Source organism: Oerskovia enterophila (assembly GCF_044748475.1).
Lineage (GTDB): Bacteria > Actinomycetota > Actinomycetes > Actinomycetales > Cellulomonadaceae > Oerskovia > Oerskovia enterophila.
On record NZ_JBIVFZ010000006.1, the window covers coordinates 123,148 to 140,550 of the forward strand.

The 17,403-nt window shown below is 71.6% G+C and carries 15 protein-coding genes and 1 tRNA gene; 3 read left to right on the forward strand and 13 right to left on the reverse strand.

Annotation, left to right across the window (positions count from 1 at the left end; translation table 11 throughout):
• Nucleotides 1-139: 139 nt before the first annotated feature.
• On the forward strand, nt 140-1,117 hold the full coding sequence (locus ACIPWA_RS17900; RefSeq protein WP_400291909.1) for an aldo/keto reductase: 978 nt from the start codon (nt 140-142) through the stop codon (nt 1,115-1,117).
• 26 nt (nt 1,118-1,143) lie between these two features.
• The gene (locus ACIPWA_RS17905) at nt 1,144-1,524 is read left to right on the forward strand and encodes a DUF2255 family protein (RefSeq protein WP_056761863.1); all 381 of its coding nucleotides are present in this window, start codon (nt 1,144-1,146) and stop codon (nt 1,522-1,524) included.
• A 484-nt stretch (nt 1,525-2,008) separates the two neighbouring features.
• Here ACIPWA_RS17905 and ACIPWA_RS17910 read toward each other — a convergent pair whose 3' ends face one another.
• From ACIPWA_RS17910 to ACIPWA_RS17970, 13 genes are all read right to left on the reverse strand, one after another.
• Complete coding sequence (locus ACIPWA_RS17910; protein WP_082618211.1) at nt 2,009-2,722, reverse strand: zeta toxin family protein; 714 nt, start codon at nt 2,720-2,722, stop codon at nt 2,009-2,011.
• 248 nt (nt 2,723-2,970) lie between these two features.
• The gene (locus ACIPWA_RS17915; protein ID WP_191796941.1) at nt 2,971-4,308 is read right to left on the reverse strand and encodes a tyrosine-type recombinase/integrase; all 1,338 of its coding nucleotides are present in this window, start codon (nt 4,306-4,308) and stop codon (nt 2,971-2,973) included.
• 391 nt (nt 4,309-4,699) lie between these two features.
• A tRNA-Pro gene (locus ACIPWA_RS17920) sits at nt 4,700-4,776 on the reverse strand.
• A 398-nt stretch (nt 4,777-5,174) separates the two neighbouring features.
• Entirely contained in the window at nt 5,175-6,761 is a 1,587-nt protein-coding gene (gene der / locus ACIPWA_RS17925; protein WP_056651616.1) for a ribosome biogenesis GTPase Der, read from the reverse strand.
• 91 nt (nt 6,762-6,852) lie between these two features.
• The gene (locus ACIPWA_RS17930; protein WP_400291912.1) at nt 6,853-7,536 is read right to left on the reverse strand and encodes a lysophospholipid acyltransferase family protein; all 684 of its coding nucleotides are present in this window, start codon (nt 7,534-7,536) and stop codon (nt 6,853-6,855) included.
• Nucleotides 7,533-8,342, reverse strand: a complete 810-nt coding sequence (gene cmk, locus ACIPWA_RS17935) for a (d)CMP kinase (RefSeq protein WP_400291914.1) — start codon at nt 8,340-8,342, stop codon at nt 7,533-7,535. Before cmk ends, ACIPWA_RS17930 begins: the two co-directional genes overlap by 4 nt.
• Nucleotides 8,339-8,701 carry a chorismate mutase gene (gene aroH, locus ACIPWA_RS17940; protein ID WP_400291915.1) on the reverse strand — a complete coding sequence of 121 codons (363 nt, stop codon included), beginning with the start codon at nt 8,699-8,701 and terminating at the stop codon, nt 8,339-8,341. The genes cmk and aroH overlap by 4 nt, the downstream gene beginning before the upstream one ends.
• Nucleotides 8,702-8,791: 90 nt before the next feature.
• Nucleotides 8,792-9,739, reverse strand: coding sequence for a pseudouridine synthase (locus ACIPWA_RS17945; RefSeq protein ID WP_082608944.1), 948 nt, complete (start codon nt 9,737-9,739; stop codon nt 8,792-8,794).
• Nucleotides 9,736-10,530 (reverse strand): SMC-Scp complex subunit ScpB, encoded by a 795-nt coding sequence (gene scpB, locus ACIPWA_RS17950; protein ID WP_400291916.1) that lies wholly within the window; start codon nt 10,528-10,530, stop codon nt 9,736-9,738. The genes ACIPWA_RS17945 and scpB overlap by 4 nt, the downstream gene beginning before the upstream one ends.
• Before the next feature lie 11 nt (nt 10,531-10,541).
• Nucleotides 10,542-11,642, reverse strand: a complete 1,101-nt coding sequence (locus ACIPWA_RS17955) for a segregation and condensation protein A (RefSeq protein WP_400292063.1) — start codon at nt 11,640-11,642, stop codon at nt 10,542-10,544.
• Between the two features lie 31 nt (nt 11,643-11,673).
• Entirely contained in the window at nt 11,674-12,501 is an 828-nt protein-coding gene (locus ACIPWA_RS17960) for a ParA family protein (protein WP_056761924.1), read from the reverse strand.
• 200 nt (nt 12,502-12,701) lie between these two features.
• A complete protein-coding gene (gene xerD / locus ACIPWA_RS17965; RefSeq protein WP_400291917.1) occupies nt 12,702-13,724 on the reverse strand; it encodes a site-specific tyrosine recombinase XerD in 1,023 nt (340 codons plus the stop codon).
• 51 nt (nt 13,725-13,775) lie between these two features.
• Nucleotides 13,776-14,774 (reverse strand): heme o synthase, encoded by a 999-nt coding sequence (locus ACIPWA_RS17970; protein ID WP_400291919.1) that lies wholly within the window; start codon nt 14,772-14,774, stop codon nt 13,776-13,778.
• Nucleotides 14,775-15,188: 414 nt separating this feature from the next.
• Here ACIPWA_RS17970 and tkt point away from each other — a divergent pair, with 414 nt between their 5' ends.
• Entirely contained in the window at nt 15,189-17,351 is a 2,163-nt protein-coding gene (gene tkt, locus ACIPWA_RS17975) for a transketolase (RefSeq protein ID WP_400291921.1), read from the forward strand.
• The last annotated feature ends 52 nt before the right edge of the window (nt 17,352-17,403 follow it).

Below are 17,403 nucleotides of genomic sequence, written 5' to 3' on the forward strand. Positions count from 1 at the left end.
GTCACCCGATCCCGCCGCACATCGATCGGCGAGCTGTGGATCGTGCCCACCGACCAGGCCTGATCACACGCCCCTTCGGACGCCCCACCCGTGGCGACAGGACCCACCACGACCTCACACGACTGAGAGAAGTCCCCTGATGAAGACTGCACACCTGGCAGACCTCGAGGTCTCCCGAATCGGTCTGGGTGCCATGACCATGGCCGGTACCTACACCTCCGAGGGCGCCTTGGATGATGCCGAGTCGATCCGCACCATCCACCGCGCCCTCGACCTCGGCGTTACGCACATCGACACGGCCGAGATCTACGGGCCGTTCCTCAGCGAGGAGATCGTCGGCCGTGCGATCGCCGGCCGTCGCGACGAGGTCGTCCTCGCCACGAAGTTCGGCCTGTTCTCCCATGCAGCAGGTGGGCGCAATGCAAACAGCAGCCCGCAGAACATCCGCATCGCCGTCGAAGGCTCCCTCCAGCGTCTTGGCACCGACCACATCGACCTGTACTACCAGCACCGCGTCGACCGCAGCACCCCGATCGAAGAGACCGCAGGCGCCGTCGCCGAGCTGATCGCCGAAGGTAAGGTCCTGCACTTCGGGCTCTCGGAGGCTTCACCGGAAACCATCCGCCGCGCCCACGCCATTCAGCCCGTCACTGCACTGCAGACCGAGTACTCCCTGTGGACCCGTGACGTGGAGGCCGAGATCCTCCCTCTCTTGCGCGAGCTCAGCATCGGCCTGGTGCCCTACTCCCCGCTCGGCCACGGCCTGCTCACCGGCCAGATCCGCACTGTCGACGACTTCGCCGATGACGACTGGCGCAAGACCAACCCGCGATTCACCGGGGAGAACTTCCGCCGCAACCTCGCTCTCGTCGATGAGGTGAAGGCCATCGGTGCTGAGATCGACGCGACGCCCGCGCAGACCGCACTGGCATGGCTGCTCACCCGCGGCGAGGACATCGCCCCCATCCCGGGAACTCGCCGCGTGAACCGCGTCGAAGAGAACACCGCAGCCGACAGCATCGAACTCACCACCGACCAGATCCACCGCCTCGACACCCTGCAGCCCGCCGCTGGCGCACGACACGACGACGCCAACATGGCCTCGATCGACCTCTGACCACCGCACCACCCGAGAGAGAGACCATGACCGCCTGGACCACAGACCAGCTCCGCACGATCATCGAACACGAAGACCTCTTCGTCTCCCCGTTCCGCGAAGACGGGGTCACCTACGGCACCCCCACCCAGACCTGGGCACTGGTCGTGGACGGCAAGGTCTACGTCCGCGCAGCCAACGGCAAAGACTCACGCTGGTACCAGGCCGCGATCACTCAGAAGGCCGGGCGCGTGCGCGTGGACGGCGTCGACTACGAGGTCACCTTCGAAGACGCCGGCAGCGACGACGAGGCCGCGATCGACGCTGCCTACGAGGCCAAGTACGGCAGCGCCGAAGAGAGCTTCGCCGTGCCGATCATGCAGGGCGAAGGCCCCAAGGGCGCTTCAGTCCGCGTCTCGCCCCGCTGACCAGCCCGCAGCACCACCACAGCGCTGGCGCTGGAACCACGACACGGAGGCTGTCGGTCTCAGCAGCCGGGGCAGCGCTCGGCGCATCCGAGCACCGTGGGCCGTTCCGAAGCGCTAGGAATACTGAAGGTCTCGAATATGGGATCCCGCCAGGTGCGCGGCCCGACGTCCCGGTCGAGGAAGCCCAGCCGCCGACGCGACCGCCCGTCGACGGGGACTGAGACAGCTCAGGTGTTCAAGGTAGGCAACGAAGCCAAGTCAGGTGTTCAAAGTCTGGCCTCAACCAAGTCCGCTCCGCCCGCGGCAGCCGCCTCACACGCGCCCAACGCTCCCGGATGCGATGAGGTTCGGTCGCGTCGCTCAGCCTTGGTCCTCGTGGGTTGCTGGGCGTCGCCAAGCGCTACGATCCCCCTGACGACGCCCCGGCTGCTCCCCCTGCCTGCCGGGGCGTCGTCGCGTCCCGGGACGGGCGGGGATCGCTCGTCTACTCGCGTTCGGTCTGCGGGCCTCGCGCGCCGCCTCGGTGCGGGGTTGGCCGGGTGCTGGTGCCGAAGCTCGTGGCGCTGCGGGTGCGCGCGGTGATGAGGCTGTGGTCGACGAGGTCTCCCCCGCGTTGGAAGCGTCCCTTGTCGGTCTCCACGCGCATGGGCGTGTTCTCGGCCTCTGTCCAGAAGCGGCGGTAGCGGACTACGGCCGGGCACGAGGTGGCGAGGGCGGCCGCGGACTCCTGGGAGCGGGAGCGCCCGTCGGGGCCGTTGAAGACGTCGCGGGCGTAGATGCTCGGGACCCAGCGGCCGCCGAGCCCGTCGCCGGTCACGACGGCGCCCTCGTAGGACTGGCGCCAGCGCTGGGCGATGCGGGCCTGGGAGAGCTCGTAGGGCACCTCGACGTCCACGACCTCGACCTCGTACCCCACGGCCGCCAACTTCTCACCGAGCTCGACCGCGGGTGCCGGCTTGGACAGCACGGAGTCGATCACAACGTTGGTCCCCTCTCGCAGGGCCTCGTCGCGCAGCACGCGCGCCAGGTGCGAGGACTCCTCGTGCACGAGGGCAGCGAGGTCGAGGGGGAAGAACGGCTCGCCGGCTTCCTCGCGCTCACGCACGCCGTCGGGCTTGAGGAAGTTCTCATAGCTGCCGTCGGCCAGGGCCTCGCGCAGCGGCTTCGGGCGAGCCCGCTCGACCCAACCCAAGCGCACACGGCGCTGCTGACGATCGCTCGTCTACCCGCGTTCGGTCTGGGGCCTCGCGCGGCACCTCGGTGCGGTACCCGACGGGTGCTGGCGCTGAAGCTCGAGACGCTGCGGGTGGGGGCGGCGATGAGGCAGTGGTCAGCGAGGTCTCCCCCTCGCAGGAAGCGTCCCTTGTCGGCCACGCGCATGGGCACGTTTCTCGGCCTCGGTACAGAAGTGGCGGTAGCGAACCACGGCCGGGCACGAGGCAGCGGTCAGGCATCATCTTTCGGTGGATCAGCCTGTTCGACGATGTCCTGCAGTACGCCGAGAACGTCCGGGGCGGTGTGCACGCCTTCGATGTAGTAATTCGCTGTAACAGCTTCGGTGTTCCCCAGGACAGCGGCGGCGGTGGCGACCTCGTACCCACCCGCCCGGAGGGCGGTGGCGACGGTGGCTCGCAGCGTGTGCGGGTGCAGCGACCTCGGGTCGATCCCAGCTGCTTCGAGCGCTTGCTTCAGGGAGCGTCGTGCGTTCTGAGTCTGCCAGTGGGTACCGACTCTGGTCCTGAACACTGGGTCATCCGGGTCGGCGTTGTCGGGCCGCAGAAGCCGTAGCGATTCGACGGTGAACGGCGGAACGGTGATGCTGCGCATTCCGCGCTCGGACTTCGTGACCTCCTGGCGAACCGACTGGTAGCCAACCTGTACCATGGTCGCCACCACCGTCACTGTCGACCGCTCCCCCGGCCCTGTCGCAAGGTGCACGTTCCCCCACCGCAATGCGAGTGCCTCCCCGATTCGCATCCCGGATCCAAGGAGCAGATCGACCAGCACGGCCAGATTGAGGGACGGGGCGGGCCCGAGACGCCTCGCCGAGTCAGCACGCCATCGGCGCGCGGCGTCCCGGAGAGCGTGGATCTCGTCCGTGGACAACGCCCGGGGCTGGCTCCTTCTCTTGGGTGGGACAGTGGTTCGCTCGGCAACGTTCACACCCTCGATCGCACCCATGCGGATCGCGTAGTCCAGGATCCGCTTGACGAGGGACCTGCACTTGCGGCGCTTGTCATTCAGGGAATGTTCCGCACCGTCGGCACCACGGATGGACGCCAACCACTGTTCCAGCAGCGGAGTGGTCAGGTCACGCAACCTGAGTTGCCCGATGACGGGCACCACGTCGACACGCAGCAGCCGTAGGTCCTGCTCCACTGTCTGAACCCGCACCCGTCCACCAGGGGCGTGAGCCTCCTCCATGCGCAAGGTGACCCACAGGCGGGCCACCGTCTCGAACAATGTGTTCGCAGTCAGGTCTGTGACGCTGTCCGCGCGTCCGCTGTTGGAGTAGAACTTCCTCGCCCACGCGGTGATCGCGGTGGCCGGCGAGTCTTCGGTTACCTGGATGCGACGCACTATCCCGTCGCCATCGCTTCCACGGGCATCGACCCTCCAGCGCCCGTTCGCGGTCTTCTTCGGGACCAGGGCGCCGTGCGTGCCGGGTAAACGCTGAGGTCTTCCACCATTGTGCATCATGACGACCGCCGGATCAGGTCCAGCGGTCGATCGCCGCCAGACATCGAAACGAATGTGGGCTCCATCGTGGCCGAGTACGACCATGTCTGGCCGTCGTCCTGCCGGTACCGCAACCTACTCCCGACACGTGGAGCACGCGGACTCGCCCTGGATGCGTGGAAGGGGTGGCTGGCACGGCGGGCCGAGCCCTGGTGGGCGGCGAGGTCGCTCACGGTCAACAGACGGTTGCTACGGGCCATGCCGTCTCTATGCGGCGGCCCGATGGCTCCCATCACCGCGTGTCGCCACGAGCGAGCGCAGGGACCGTCGGCCTCGCACTGGATGCCGCACCGTGCGGAGAGCCGCACGTCCAAGTTTGTGGAGACGTCGCCGCCGTCCTAGCACTGCTATGACGTGACGCCATGTGCCATTTGTGGAAGCTTCCAACGACGAAGCCCAGGTCGGGAGGTGAAAAACACCTCCTGACCTGGGCTTTTGGTCGGGCTGACAGGATTTGAACCTGCGACCCCTTGACCCCCAGTCAAGTGCGCTACCAAGCTGCGCCACAGCCCGTGAGCCCCGGAGGGCTTCACCAGCCCTTCAGGGCCGAGAGAAACAATACCCCACTTTGGGCGCACTCCGTGCATCGTCGCTGGTGAGTGGCCTGGATCACGCGTTCTCGGCCCGCCTCCATTGTCCGCACAGCCCGCACCGAGCCAGCTCCCAGCACGCCGACAGCAGGTCTTCAGCGGCCGGTCGGTCCCCTCCCAGCGCCGGTTCTGTCCCCGTGCGCCAACCACGGCCGACCTCCTTGCTCCCAAGGAGCACCTCTGAGCGCCCCGCAACGCCCCGCAACGCCCCGCAACGCCCGGGAGGGCCGCACGCGCCTTCCGGCACGCACGGCCCTCCCGTGGATCTCTCGACGCCTCACGCGCCCGGCAGGAGCCCCGCCGGGGCCCCGCAGGTCGACGTCAGCGCTTGCGCTTCTCGCGCACGCGCACCGAGATCTCGATGGGCGTGCCGTCGAACCCGAAGGTCTCGCGCAGGCGACGCTCGATGAAGCGGCGGTAGCCGGCCTCGAGGAAGCCCGTGGCGAAGATCACGAAGCGCGGCGGGCGCGTGGACGCCTGGGTCGCGAACAGGATCCGCGGCTGCTTGCCGCCACGCAGCGGGTGCGGGTGGGCTGCGACGAGCTCGCCCAGGAACGCGTTGAGACGTCCCGTGGGGATGCGCTTGTCCCAGGACTCGAGCGAGCGCTCGAGCGCGGGCACCAGGCGGTCGGTGTGCCAGCCGGTGCGGGCCGACACGTTGACGCGCGGTGCCCACTGGACCTGGACGAGGTCCTGCTCGATCTCGCGCTCGAGGAACGGCCGACGGTCCTCGTCCATGAGGTCCCACTTGTTGTACGCGATGACGAGCGCACGGCCCGCGTCGACGACCTGGGAGATGACGCGCGTGTCCTGCTCGGTGAGCGGCACCGACGCGTCCACGAGCACGACCGCGATCTCGGCCTTCTCGATCGCTGCCTGGGTGCGCAGCGAGGCGTAGAAGTCTGCGCCCTTGGTCTGGTGCACGCGGCGGCGGATCCCCGCGGTGTCGACGAACCACCACGGGATGCCCTTGAGGAGCACGAGCTCGTCGACCGGGTCGCGCGTGGTGCCGGCGACCGAGTCGACGACCACGCGGTCCGAGCCCGCGACCTTGTTCAGCAGCGAGGACTTGCCCACGTTGGGGCGCCCGACGAGCGCGACGCGGCGCGGGCCCGAGGGCAGGACGACCGCGTGCTCGGACACGAGCGGCAGGGCCTTCATGGCGGCGTCGAGCAGGTCGCCCGTGCCACGGCCGTGCAGGGCCGAGACGGGGTGGGGCTCGCCGAGCCCCAGGCTCCACAGCTCGGTCGCGTCGGACTCACCGCGTGCGCCGTCGACCTTGTTGGCGCACAGCACCACGGGCTTGCCGGACTTGCGGAGCAGGCGCACGACACGCTCGTCCGTGGCCGTGGGGCCCACGGTCGCGTCGACGACGAACACGACGGCGTCCGAGAGCGCGATCGCGACCTCGGCCTGCTCGGCGACGCGCGCCTCGATGCCGGCGACGTCGACCTCCCAGCCGCCCGTGTCGACGAGCGTGAACTGGCGCCCGGCCCACTCGGCCGGGTAGGAGACGCGGTCGCGCGTGACGCCGGGCTTGTCCTCGGTCACGGCCTCGCGGCGGCCGAGGATGCGGTTGACGAGCGTGGACTTGCCCACGTTGGGGCGTCCGACGATCGCGAGGACGGGCAGGGGCGCCGGAGGGGCTTCGCCGTCCAGGTCCTCGCCGTCCGCGGACAGGAGCGCGAGGTCCTCGTCGGCGAGCTCGTAGTCCGCGAGGCCGGCGCGCAGCGAGCGCTCGCGGCTGTCGTCGTCCTGCTCGTCGTCCTCGGAGGGGACGTAGGGGTCGGTCGAGTCTTCAGGCTGCCCGACGACGTCGCTCGCCTGGTCGATCGTCTCACCGGGGGTCTGCGACACCTCGTCGAGGGATGCCTGGGCATCGGGCTGTGCGTGGTCGGGTGTGGTCATGGGGACCATTCTCCCAGCAACCGGGCAGTTCTCCGAACGAGGAGCCCGTGCGACACGCCCGGAGTGCACGACGTCACGCGGACGGGGCGTCTCAGCGTCCGGGGCGCTCGGGCCCGTCGACCGGCAGCGCGATGCCCGAGCGGTCCACGGCGGACGTCACGAGCGTCGCGAGAGCCGACCGGATCTGCTCGTTCGCGGCGTCCATGGCCGCCTTGCCGCGCACGCCGTCGGGCTTCTCGACGACGACCGGCGCACCGAACTCGACGTACAGGCGGCGACGGAACCCCGGGATCCGGCTCAGCCGGTCTCCCGTGCGGCGCGTGCCGAGCACCGCGACGGGCACGACGGGCGCGTGGCCGTTGAGCGCGAGCCAGGCCACGCCCGCGCGCGCCGAGGTCGCGTCGCCGCGCCCGCGGTTGCCCTCGGGGAACACACCCACTCCCCCGTCGCGGCGCAGGACCGCGAGCGCCGTCACGAGGGCCGCGCGCCCGCCGGTCCGGTCGACGGGGATCTGTCCGGCCGCGCGCAGGATCCAGCCCACGGGCCCGACGAACATCTCCTCCTTGACCAGGACGTGCAGGGGCCGGGGCGCGACGCCCAGCACGAGCGGCCCGTCGACGAGGCCCGTGTGGTTGGCAGCGAGGAGCACGGGTCCGGTGGTCGGGACGCGGTCCGCCCCGACCACCCGGGTGTTCCAGACCACGCGCGCGAGGAAGCGCCCCACCCAGCGGGACCAGGCGGGCCCGGCGGGAGAGGGGACGTGCGGGGTGCTCACCGAGCGGGCCCCTCGCCCCCCGTGACGGCGTCGGGCCTCGTAGCGGCGGGGGCCATGACCTGCTCGACGACGTCGAGCACGGCCTGGATCGTCTGCTCGAAGTCGAGGTCGGACGAGTCGACCGTGACGACGCCGTCGGCGGCGACGTGGAACTGCGAGACGGTCGAGTCGTCGCGGTCGCGGCGCAGGACCTGGTCCCTGGTCGCCTCGACGGCGGCCGCGTCGGCGGCGCCGTGGACCTCGAGCGAGCGGCGCGCCAGGCGCGCCTCCTCGCTCGCGGTCAGGAGGATGCGGACGTCGGCGTCGGGGGCCACGACGGTCGTGATGTCGCGCCCCTCGGCCACGATGCCGCGCCCGCCGGAGAAGCTCGTACCGGCGCTCTCGGCGTCCTCGACCGAGGACGCCGACGACTCCGCGGCGATGATCGCGCGCTGCAGGCGACGCAGCTCGGCGCGCACCGCGAGGTTGGTCGCGACCGCGCTCACGGCCGTCGAGATCTCGGTGGTCCGGATCGCCTCGCCCACGTCGGTGCCGTCGACGTGCACGCTGGGCGCGGCGGGGTCGATCCCCATGACGAGCGGCATGACGTCGACGGCCGCGGCCACGGCGGCCTGGTCGGCCAGGTCGACGCGTTCCTCGAGGCACCACCAGGTCGCCGCGCGGTACATCGCACCGGTGTCCAGGTAGGCGGTACCGAGGCGGCGAGCGACGGCGCGCGAGACGCTCGACTTGCCCGATCCCGAGGGGCCGTCGATCGCGACGACCAGCCCGCGGGCGACGGCGGTGGCCTGCGGCTCCCCGCTCACTGGGCCAGGTCCTTGCGCAGCGACGTGGCCCCGTGCAGGTACACGTGCTGGACGTCGGCCCGGGGCACGTCGAGCTCGGCGTGGGCCATGAGGCGCACGACGCGGGGCAGCGCCCCGGGCACGCCGATCTCCACGGCGCACATGAGAGGCACGTCGCCGAGCCCCATCTCGCGCGCCGCCGCGGCCGGGAAGTCGGCCACGAGGTCCGGCGTGCAGGTGAAGAAGATCGAGATGAGCGACGCGGTGTCGACCTCGTTGGCGTCGAGGACGACCTGGACGAGCTCGCGCGTGCGCTCGAAGAGGTGCTCGCGCTCGTCGACGTCGAGCTGCGTGGCGCCCCGGATGGCCCGGACGGGCATGGGTACTCCTTCGTACGGGAGGGTCGGGTCGGGAGTCCGCCGTCCCGGGCTCGCGCGGTGACGCGGCGCCCGGGACGGCGGGGAGGCGTGCTAGAGGCCGACCTCGCTCATGAGGGTGCCGAGCTCGGTGCGGCCCAGGACGCGCGTCGCGCCGGGGCGCAGGTTGCCCAGGTGGATCGACCCGATGCGGGTGCGCACGAGCCGGGTCACGGGGTGACCGATCTCCTCGAACATGCGGCGCACGATGCGGTGACGCCCCTCGTGCAGGACGACCTCGACCATGCTGGCCTGCGGGGTCGTGTCGACCACGCGGTAGCGGTCGACCTTGGCCGGGCCGTCCTCGAGCTCGATGCCGTGGAGCAGCTTGTTCGCGACGTTGCCCGCGACACGGCCCTCGACCGACACGAGGTAGGTCTTGGAGACCTCGTACTTGGGGTGCGAGAGCCGGTTGGCGAGCTCGCCGTCGTTCGTCAGGAGCAGCAGGCCCTCGCTGTCGGCGTCGAGACGCCCGACGTGGAAGAGGCGCTCGGGGCGCGTCGCGACGAACTGCGTGAGCGCGGGGCGCCCCTCGGGGTCGTGCATCGTGGAGACGACGCCCAGCGGCTTGTTGAGCGCGATCGTCACGAGCGACTGGTCGAGCTGGATGCGCATGCCGTCGACGTGGATGACCGCGGACTCGGGGTCGACGCGGACGCCGAGCTCGCGCACCAGGACGCCGTCGACCTCGACGCGGCCCGCGGCGATCAGGTCCTCGCACGCGCGGCGCGAGCCCAGGCCTGCGGTCGCGAGGACCTTCTGGAGGCGCACGCCGTCGGCGACGTGCACGTCGCGCTGGGGGCCCTTGGGTGCGACCGGGCGGCGCGGGGGCTTGCTCTTGCCCGCCTGCGCGTCACCGGCCCACCCGCGGCCCGCCCCGGTGCGGGGGGCCGAGGACCGCTGACCTCCCGACCGCCCACCGCCCGGTCGACCGGTGCCCGAGGTGTTCTCGGACCGCTGTCCTCGGGCGGCCGGACGGCCACCCTCGCGTGCGCTGCTCATGATGTTCCTTCGTCGTTCGTGCTGGGTCGAGCGTCGTCGGGCAGGGCCGGCGACCGCGGCTGTGCGCGGTCGCTCCCACCCTCGGACGCTCCGAGTGTGCTGTCGGCGGCGTCGAGGATGGAGTCGACGTCCGGCAGGTGCGGCGCGAGGGCGGGGAGCTCGTCGAGGGACGAGAAGCCCATGCGCTCCATGAAGTATCCCGTGGTTCCGTACAGGACCGCACCCGTCGAGGGATCCTGGCCGACCTCCGCGACGAGCCCGCGGGTCGTCAGCGTCCGTACGACGCCGTCCACGTTCACGCCGCGCACGGCCGAGATCTGGCCGCGCGTGACCGGTTGACGGTACGCGATGACGGCGAGGGTCTCCAAAGCGGCCTGCGTCAGGCGCGCGGTCTGGCCCTCGAGCAGGAAGCGCCCGACGACGTCGGCGAACACGGGCGCCGAGTAGACGCGCCACCCGCCGCCCGCCTGGCGCAGCTCGAACCCGCGGGGACGACCGCCGAGCTCGCCACGGTACTCGGCCGACAGCTCGGCGAGCAGGTCCTCGACCTCGCGCTGCGGGAGCCCGAGCGCCGTGGCGAGCTGCACCGCGGGGATCGGCTCGTCGGCGACCATCAGGACGGCCTCGAGGGCCGCGAGCGCCCCGCCCGGGACGTGGGCCAGGTCGAGCGTCGTCTCGTCCGCCTCGATGCCGGGGACCGCGGGACTGCCCGTCGGGGAGCCGGGTCCCGCCTGGTCGTCGTCCCGGTCGCCCGAGGGGGCGGCCGAGCTGTCGACGGTGCTGTACGTCATGCTCTCCTCGCTCATGCTCCGGTCCGGTCCTGCCCTGGCTCGGCCCCGTCGTGGGGCGGCTGGGCATCATCACCGCTGTCGTGGGTCGGGCGAACGGCACCGACGGCGCCGTCCTCCCCGATCTGCTCGTCGAGCTCGTCGAACTCGCCGCCCACGTCGTCGAGCACGGCGTCGAGAGATCCGCTGCTGGCGCCGTCGTCGTCGCCCGTGGCACCGGTCCACCGGACCGTGAGCTCGCCGAGCGCCTCGACCTGCTCGAACGCGACGAGCCCCTCGCGGAACAGCTCGAGCAGCGCGAGGAAGCGCGCGACGACGACGATCGTCTCGCCCGCGTCAGCGACGAGGGTCCGGAAGGACGCGGCGCCCTCACGCCGCAGGAGCCCGACGACGATCCCCGCCTGCTCGCGCACGCTCACCGCGGGCGCGTGCAGGTGGGTCAACGACACCCCGGGCGGGGGCGCCTTGGGCTCGAGCGCCCTGGCCGCGAGCGCCGCGAGCTGATCGGGCCCGAGCTTCCACACGAGCTCGGGCAGCAGGGCCGCGAGATGGGGCTCGAGCTGGACGACGCGCGGGAAGCGCCGCCCCTCGGTCGCGAGCCGTTCGGCGATGACCGCCGAGACCTGCTTGTACGCGCGGTACTGCAGCAGCCGGGCGAACAGCAGGTCGCGGGCCTCGAGGAGCTCGAGGTCCTCGGCGCTCTCGACGTCCCCCGTGGGCAGCAGTCGCGCGGCCTTGAGGTCCAGGAGCGTCGCTGCCACGAGCAGGAACTCGCTCGCAGTGCCCAGGTCCCAGCCGGGGTGCCCGCCGCGCCCCCGCCGCCGGCGGCGAGACGAGGCGCCAGCGGGCGCGCCGTCGTCGGGCCCGCGGGGCTCCGAGGCCTGGGCGCGCTCCGCCGTCTCTGCCTCGCGCGCGAGGCGCTCGGCCGTGCGGATGTACGCGATGAACTCGTCGGTCACCTGCGCGAGCGCGATCTCGGTGATGTCGAGCTTGTGCTTGGCGATGAGCGAGAGGAGGAGGTCGAACGGGCCCGAGAAGTTCTCGAGGTGCACCTCGAAGGCCGGGTTGCCGTACCGGTCCGTGCTGGGCGGCGCGGGTGCCGGGGGCTCCTGCAGGGGAGCGACCGGGGCGGCCGCCTGCGCGGTGTCAGGCAGCGTCGCCACGGGCGACCAGCTCGCGGGCGAGCTGACGGTACGCCGTCGCCCCCGGGTGGGTCGGGGCGTACACCGTGATGGGCTCGGCAGCCACGGAGGCGTCCGGGAACTTCACGGTGCGCCCGATCACGGTGTGCAGCAGCTTGTCGCCGAAGGCCTCGTGGACGCGGGCCACGACCTCGCGCGAGTGCAGCGTGCGCGAGTCGAACATGGTCGCGAGGATGCCGTCGATCTCGAGGCGCGGGTTGAGGCGGTCGCGCACCTTCTCGATGGTCTCGACGAGCAGGGCCACGCCGCGCAGCGCGAAGAACTCGCACTCGAGCGGGATGAGCACGCCGTGCGCGGCCGTGAGCGCGTTGACCGTGAGCAGGCCCAGCGAGGGCTGGCAGTCGACGAGGATCACGTCGTAGTCGTCGAGCACGGGACGCAGGACCCGCGCCAGGACCGACTCGCGCGCGACCTCGCCCACGAGCTGGACCTCGGCCGCCGACAGGTCGATGTTCGCAGGGAGCACGTCCAGGTTCTCGACGTTCGTGGGGACGATGACCTCGCGGATGTCCGCGCCACGCTCCATGAGCAGGTTGTAGACCGTGCGGTCGAGCTCGTGCGGGTTCACGCCCAGGCCCACCGAGGCGGCGCCCTGCGGGTCGAAGTCCACCAGGAGGACCCGGCGACCGTACTCGGCCAGCGCGGCCCCCAGGTTGATGGTCGTGGTCGTCTTGCCGACCCCGCCCTTCTGGTTGCACATCGCGATGATGCGGCCGGGGCCGTGCGTGGGGAGCACCTCCGGGACGGGGAAGTCGGGGACCGTGCGCCCCACGGGATCGACCCGCGGGAAGCTGTCGGGCGCGACGTCCGCACCGCCGTCGACGACCCCGGGTCCCGCACCGACGCGCGCGTCGAACGGTTCGGTGGCGTCCTGTGTCTCGCTCGGGGCCTGGCTGCTCACGTCGGCCACGCTACCCCAGCGTCCTCCCGAGGACGCGAGCACGCGCCGGAGTGGCGCGATCCGGCGCGACGTCAGCCGAGCGCGCGCGGGTGCGCCGAGGCGTACACCTCGCGCAGCGTGTCCCGGGTCACGAGCGTGTAGATCTGGGTCGTCGTGACCGAGGCGTGGCCCAGCAGCTCCTGGACCACGCGCACGTCGGCGCCGCCCGCGAGCAGGTGGGTCGCGAACGAGTGCCGCAGGGTGTGCGGCGAGATGCGCTCGGGGTGCTCGAGCCCGGCCCGCTCGGCCGCGGTCCGCAGGACGGCCCACGCGCTCTGGCGGCTCAGCCGGGCGCCGCGCGTGTTGAGGAAGACCGCGGGCGTGCCGCGGCCCGTGGCGGCCAGCGCGGGACGTGACCGCACGAGGTAGGCGTCGAGCGCGCGCACCGCGTACGACCCGACGGGCACCACGCGCTCCTTGCCGCCCTTGCCGAACAGGCGCACCGCACCGGTCTCGAGGTCCAGGTCGTCGACGTCGAGGCTCACGGCCTCGGAGATGCGGGCCCCCGTGGAGTAGACGAGCTCGAGCAGCGCGCGGTCGCGCAGCGGCGCCGGCCCCTCCCCCGCCCCGGCGGCCTCGAGGATCGCCTCTACCTCGTCGGTGGAGATGGCCTTGGGCAGCCGCTTGCCCTGCGCGGGGGGACGCACCTCGGCCGACGGGTCGGTCCCCGTGTGCCCCTCGAGCGCGCAGAAGCGGTGCCACCCGCGCACCGCGGCCACCGACCGGGCCGTCGACGACGGCGAGAGGAGAGCGGCGCCGTCGGCCCCCGTGCGGACCGTGGTGACGTACTCCGCGACGTCCGCCGCGCTCACCTCGGCCGGCTCGGTGCGGCCGCGCGCCGCGAGGTACGCGGCGTAGCGGGCCAGGTCGCGCCGGTAGGCCGCGACCGTGTTCGGGGAGAGCCCACGCTCGACCGTGAGGTGTGCGAGGTACTCGCGCACGGCGCGCTCGAGGGCGGCAGGCAGGGGCGGAGCGGGAGGCGTGGCCTCCGGGTCGGGGGGACCGTCCGAGGGCCCGACGGCGAGCGCGGGCTCACCGGCGGCGACGCGCGTCATCGCACGCCGGCCGCTCGTCGGACGGTCATCCCGTGCGTCCCGGCCAGGCCGTCAGAAGGGGAGGAAGACGTCGACCGCGACGGCGACGAACAGCAGGGTCAGGTACGTGATCGAGGCGTGGAACACCTTCATGGCCCCGAGCTTGCCCTTGGTCGGGTCGTTGGCCCGTCGCAGCATGGTGATGCACAGGGCCAGGAACCAGGCGCCGAGGCCGATCGCGACCACGCCGTAGACCCACGTCATGGGAGCGAGCCACCACAGCGCGAGCGACGAGGCGATCATCGCCACGGTGTAGCCGATCATCTCGCGCGCGACCTTGCGGTTGTCGGCGACGACCGGGAGCATCGGCACCCCGGCGTTCGCGTAGTCCTTCTTGAACTTGATCGACAGCGGCCAGTAGTGCGGCGGCGTCCAGAAGAAGATCACGAGGAACAGCGCGACCGCGGACCAGCTGAGCGAACCGGTGACCGCCGACCAGCCGATGAAGACCGGCATGCAGCCCGCGATGCCGCCCCACACGATGTTCTGGGGCGTGCGGCGCTTGAGGATCATGGTGTAGCCCACGACGTAGATCGCGATGGCCGCAAACGTGAGCCAGGCCGAGGGGGCGTTGACGAGCCACGCGAACCACACGAGCGCGATCACGCCGAGCGCGGTCGCGAAGACCAGCGCGGCGCGCGGGGTGATCTCCCCCGTGACGAGCGGTCGCCGCTTGGTGCGGTTCATGAGCTCGTCGATGTCACGGTCGATGTAGCAGTTGAAGACGTTGGCCGACGCGGCGGCGAGCGTGCCGCCCACGAGGGTCTTGACGACGAGCCACAGGTCCGGGAGCCCACCCTGGGCCAGGATCATGGTGGGCAGCGTCGTCACGAGCAGGAGCTCGATGATGCGCGGCTTCGTCAGGGCGACGTACGCGCCGATCGTTCTGCGGACCCCCGCGACGGCATGGCCGTCGGAGGAGACCCGGGCCTGTCCGGCGACCGAGGAGGTCGCGGCAGGGCGAGACGGGATACCCGTCTCGTCGATCGGTGCCTGGCTCGTGGTGTGCACGCGCTTCGGTGTTCCGTTCTGGCGAGGAATGCTGGGGGGCGTCGTCCGGCAGCCGGTGCGTGTCTGCTCCGACCCGCTGGACATCCGTCCCATGCTACGTCGCCCGCCCTCGCGCCGCTGCCCTGCCCGCCCGAACAAAAGTGTGAGATCCGACCGAAATCCACGAGATGGTCGCGCGACGTGCCCGCTCGGGGCGCACGTATAGGCTGGGCGGAGCAACCGACGGCCTGGTGCCCCGGTGCGACCCGAGGCGACCTGACCTCGCGGTGCGCGCCGTCGCGACCGGCCGGTCCGCCGCTCCGCCCTCGGTCCCCCTGTGAGTCACCGGGTGCGCGCGAAGGAATAGTTCAACGGTTGATCCGAGTTGAATCGACGAAGATCCGGGGCGCAGACTCCGGACGGGAAAGAGGTCCGGTGAACGCGTTCGTTCCTGCCAACCAGCCCCTCGAGTGGTCCCCCCTGGACGACCAGGCTGTCAAGACCATCAAGGCTCTCGCAGCCGACGCCGTCGAGAAGGTCGGCAACGGCCACCCCGGGACGGCGATCTCGCTGGCCCCCGCCGCGTACCTGCTCTTCCAGAAGGTCATGCGCCACGACCCGGCCGACTCGCACTGGGTCGGTCGCGACCGCTTCGTGCTCTCCGCGGGCCACTCGTCGCTGACGATCTACCTCCAGCTCTTCCTCGCCGGCTACGGCCTGGAGATCGAGGACATCGAGGCGCTGCGCACCTGGGGCTCCAAGACCCCCGGCCACCCCGAGTACAAGCACACCAACGGTGTGGAGATCACCACGGGCCCCCTCGGCCAGGGCCTCGCGTCCTCGGTCGGCATGGCCATGGCGGCCCGCCGCGAGCGCGGCCTGCTCGACCCGTCGACCGCGCCGGGCGAGAGCCCGTTCGACCACCACGTCTACGTCATCGCGTCCGACGGCGACCTGCAGGAGGGCGTGACCTCCGAGGCCTCGTCGCTCGCGGGCCACCAGCAGCTCGGCAACCTCATCGTGATCTGGGACGACAACAAGATCTCGATCGAGGACGACACCGACATCGCGTTCACCGAGGACGTCCTCGCGCGCTACGCGGCCTACGGCTGGCACACCCAGAAGGTCGACTGGACCCAGGGCGGCACGGGCTACGCCGAGAACGTCGACGAGCTCGCCGCGGCCGTCGCCGCGGCCCAGGCCGAGACCGGCAAGCCCTCGATCATCGCGCTGCGCACGATCATCGGCTGGCCCTCGCCCACCAAGCAGAACACCGGTGGCATCCACGGCTCGGCCATGGGCGCCGACGAGATCCGCGGCCTCAAGGTCGAGCTCGGTCTGGACCCGGAGAAGTCGTTCGACGTCTCCCCCGAGGTCCTCGCCTACACGCGCGCCGTCGGCGAGCGCGGTGCCGAGCTGCGCGAGCGCTGGGACACCGCGTTCGAGGCCTGGAAGATCGCGAACCCCGAGGGTAACGCCCTCCTCGAGCGCCTCACGGCCCGCGAGCTCCCGGCCGGCTGGACCGAGTCGCTCCCCACATTCGAGGCCGGCAAGGACGTCGCGACGCGCGCGGCCTCGGGCAAGGTCCTCTCGGCCCTGGCCGACACCCTGCCCGAGCTCTGGGGCGGTTCGGCCGACCTCGCGGGCTCGAACAACACGACCATGGACGGCGAGCCCTCGTTCGTCCCGGCCGAGCACGCGACCAAGAAGTTCCCGGGCCACGAGTACGGCCGCACGCTGCACTTCGGCATCCGTGAGCACGCCATGGGCTCGATCCTCAACGGGATCGTGCTGCACGGCGGCACGCGTGCCTACGGCGGCACGTTCCTCACGTTCTCCGACTACATGCGCCCCGCGGTCCGTCTCGCGGCGCTCATGGAGATCCCGTCGACGTTCGTCTGGACGCACGACTCGATCGGCCTGGGCGAGGACGGCCCCACGCACCAGCCCATCGAGCACTTCGCCGCGCTGCGCGCGATCCCGGGTCTCGACGTCGTCCGCCCCGCGGACGCCAACGAGACCGCGTGGGCCTGGCGCACGATCCTCGAGCACGACGACCGCCCCGCGGGCCTCATCCTGACCCGTCAGAACGTCCCGACGTTCCCGCGCGGCACGGACGGCTTCGCGGACGCCTCGGGCACCGCGAAGGGCGGCTACGTGCTGCTCGACACCGAGGGCACGCCCGACGTGATCCTCATCGGCACGGGCTCCGAGGTCCAGCTCGCGGTCGAGGCGCGCGAGCAGCTCGCCGCGGACGGCATCGCGGCCCGCGTGGTCTCGCTGCCCAGCCGCGAGTGGTTCGACGCGCAGAGCCCCGAGTACCGCGAGAGCGTGCTCCCGGCAGGCGTCAAGGCCCGCGTCTCGGTCGAGGCGGGCATCGCCCAGGGCTGGCGCGACCTGGTCGGCGACGCCGGCCGTTCCGTGAGCCTCGAGCACTACGGCGCGTCCGCGGACTACAAGATCCTCTACCGCGAGTTCGGGATCACGTCCGAGGCCGTCGCCTCGGCCGCCAAGGAGTCCATCGAGGCGGCCCGTACGGGTGCCGCACCGGGTGGCGAGGCCATCCCCTCGGTCGGCGGCACTGGCGACCAGCGCTGACCATCCGTAGATTCCAGGAGGGGGCGGCTCACGTCCGCCCCCTCCTGGGACG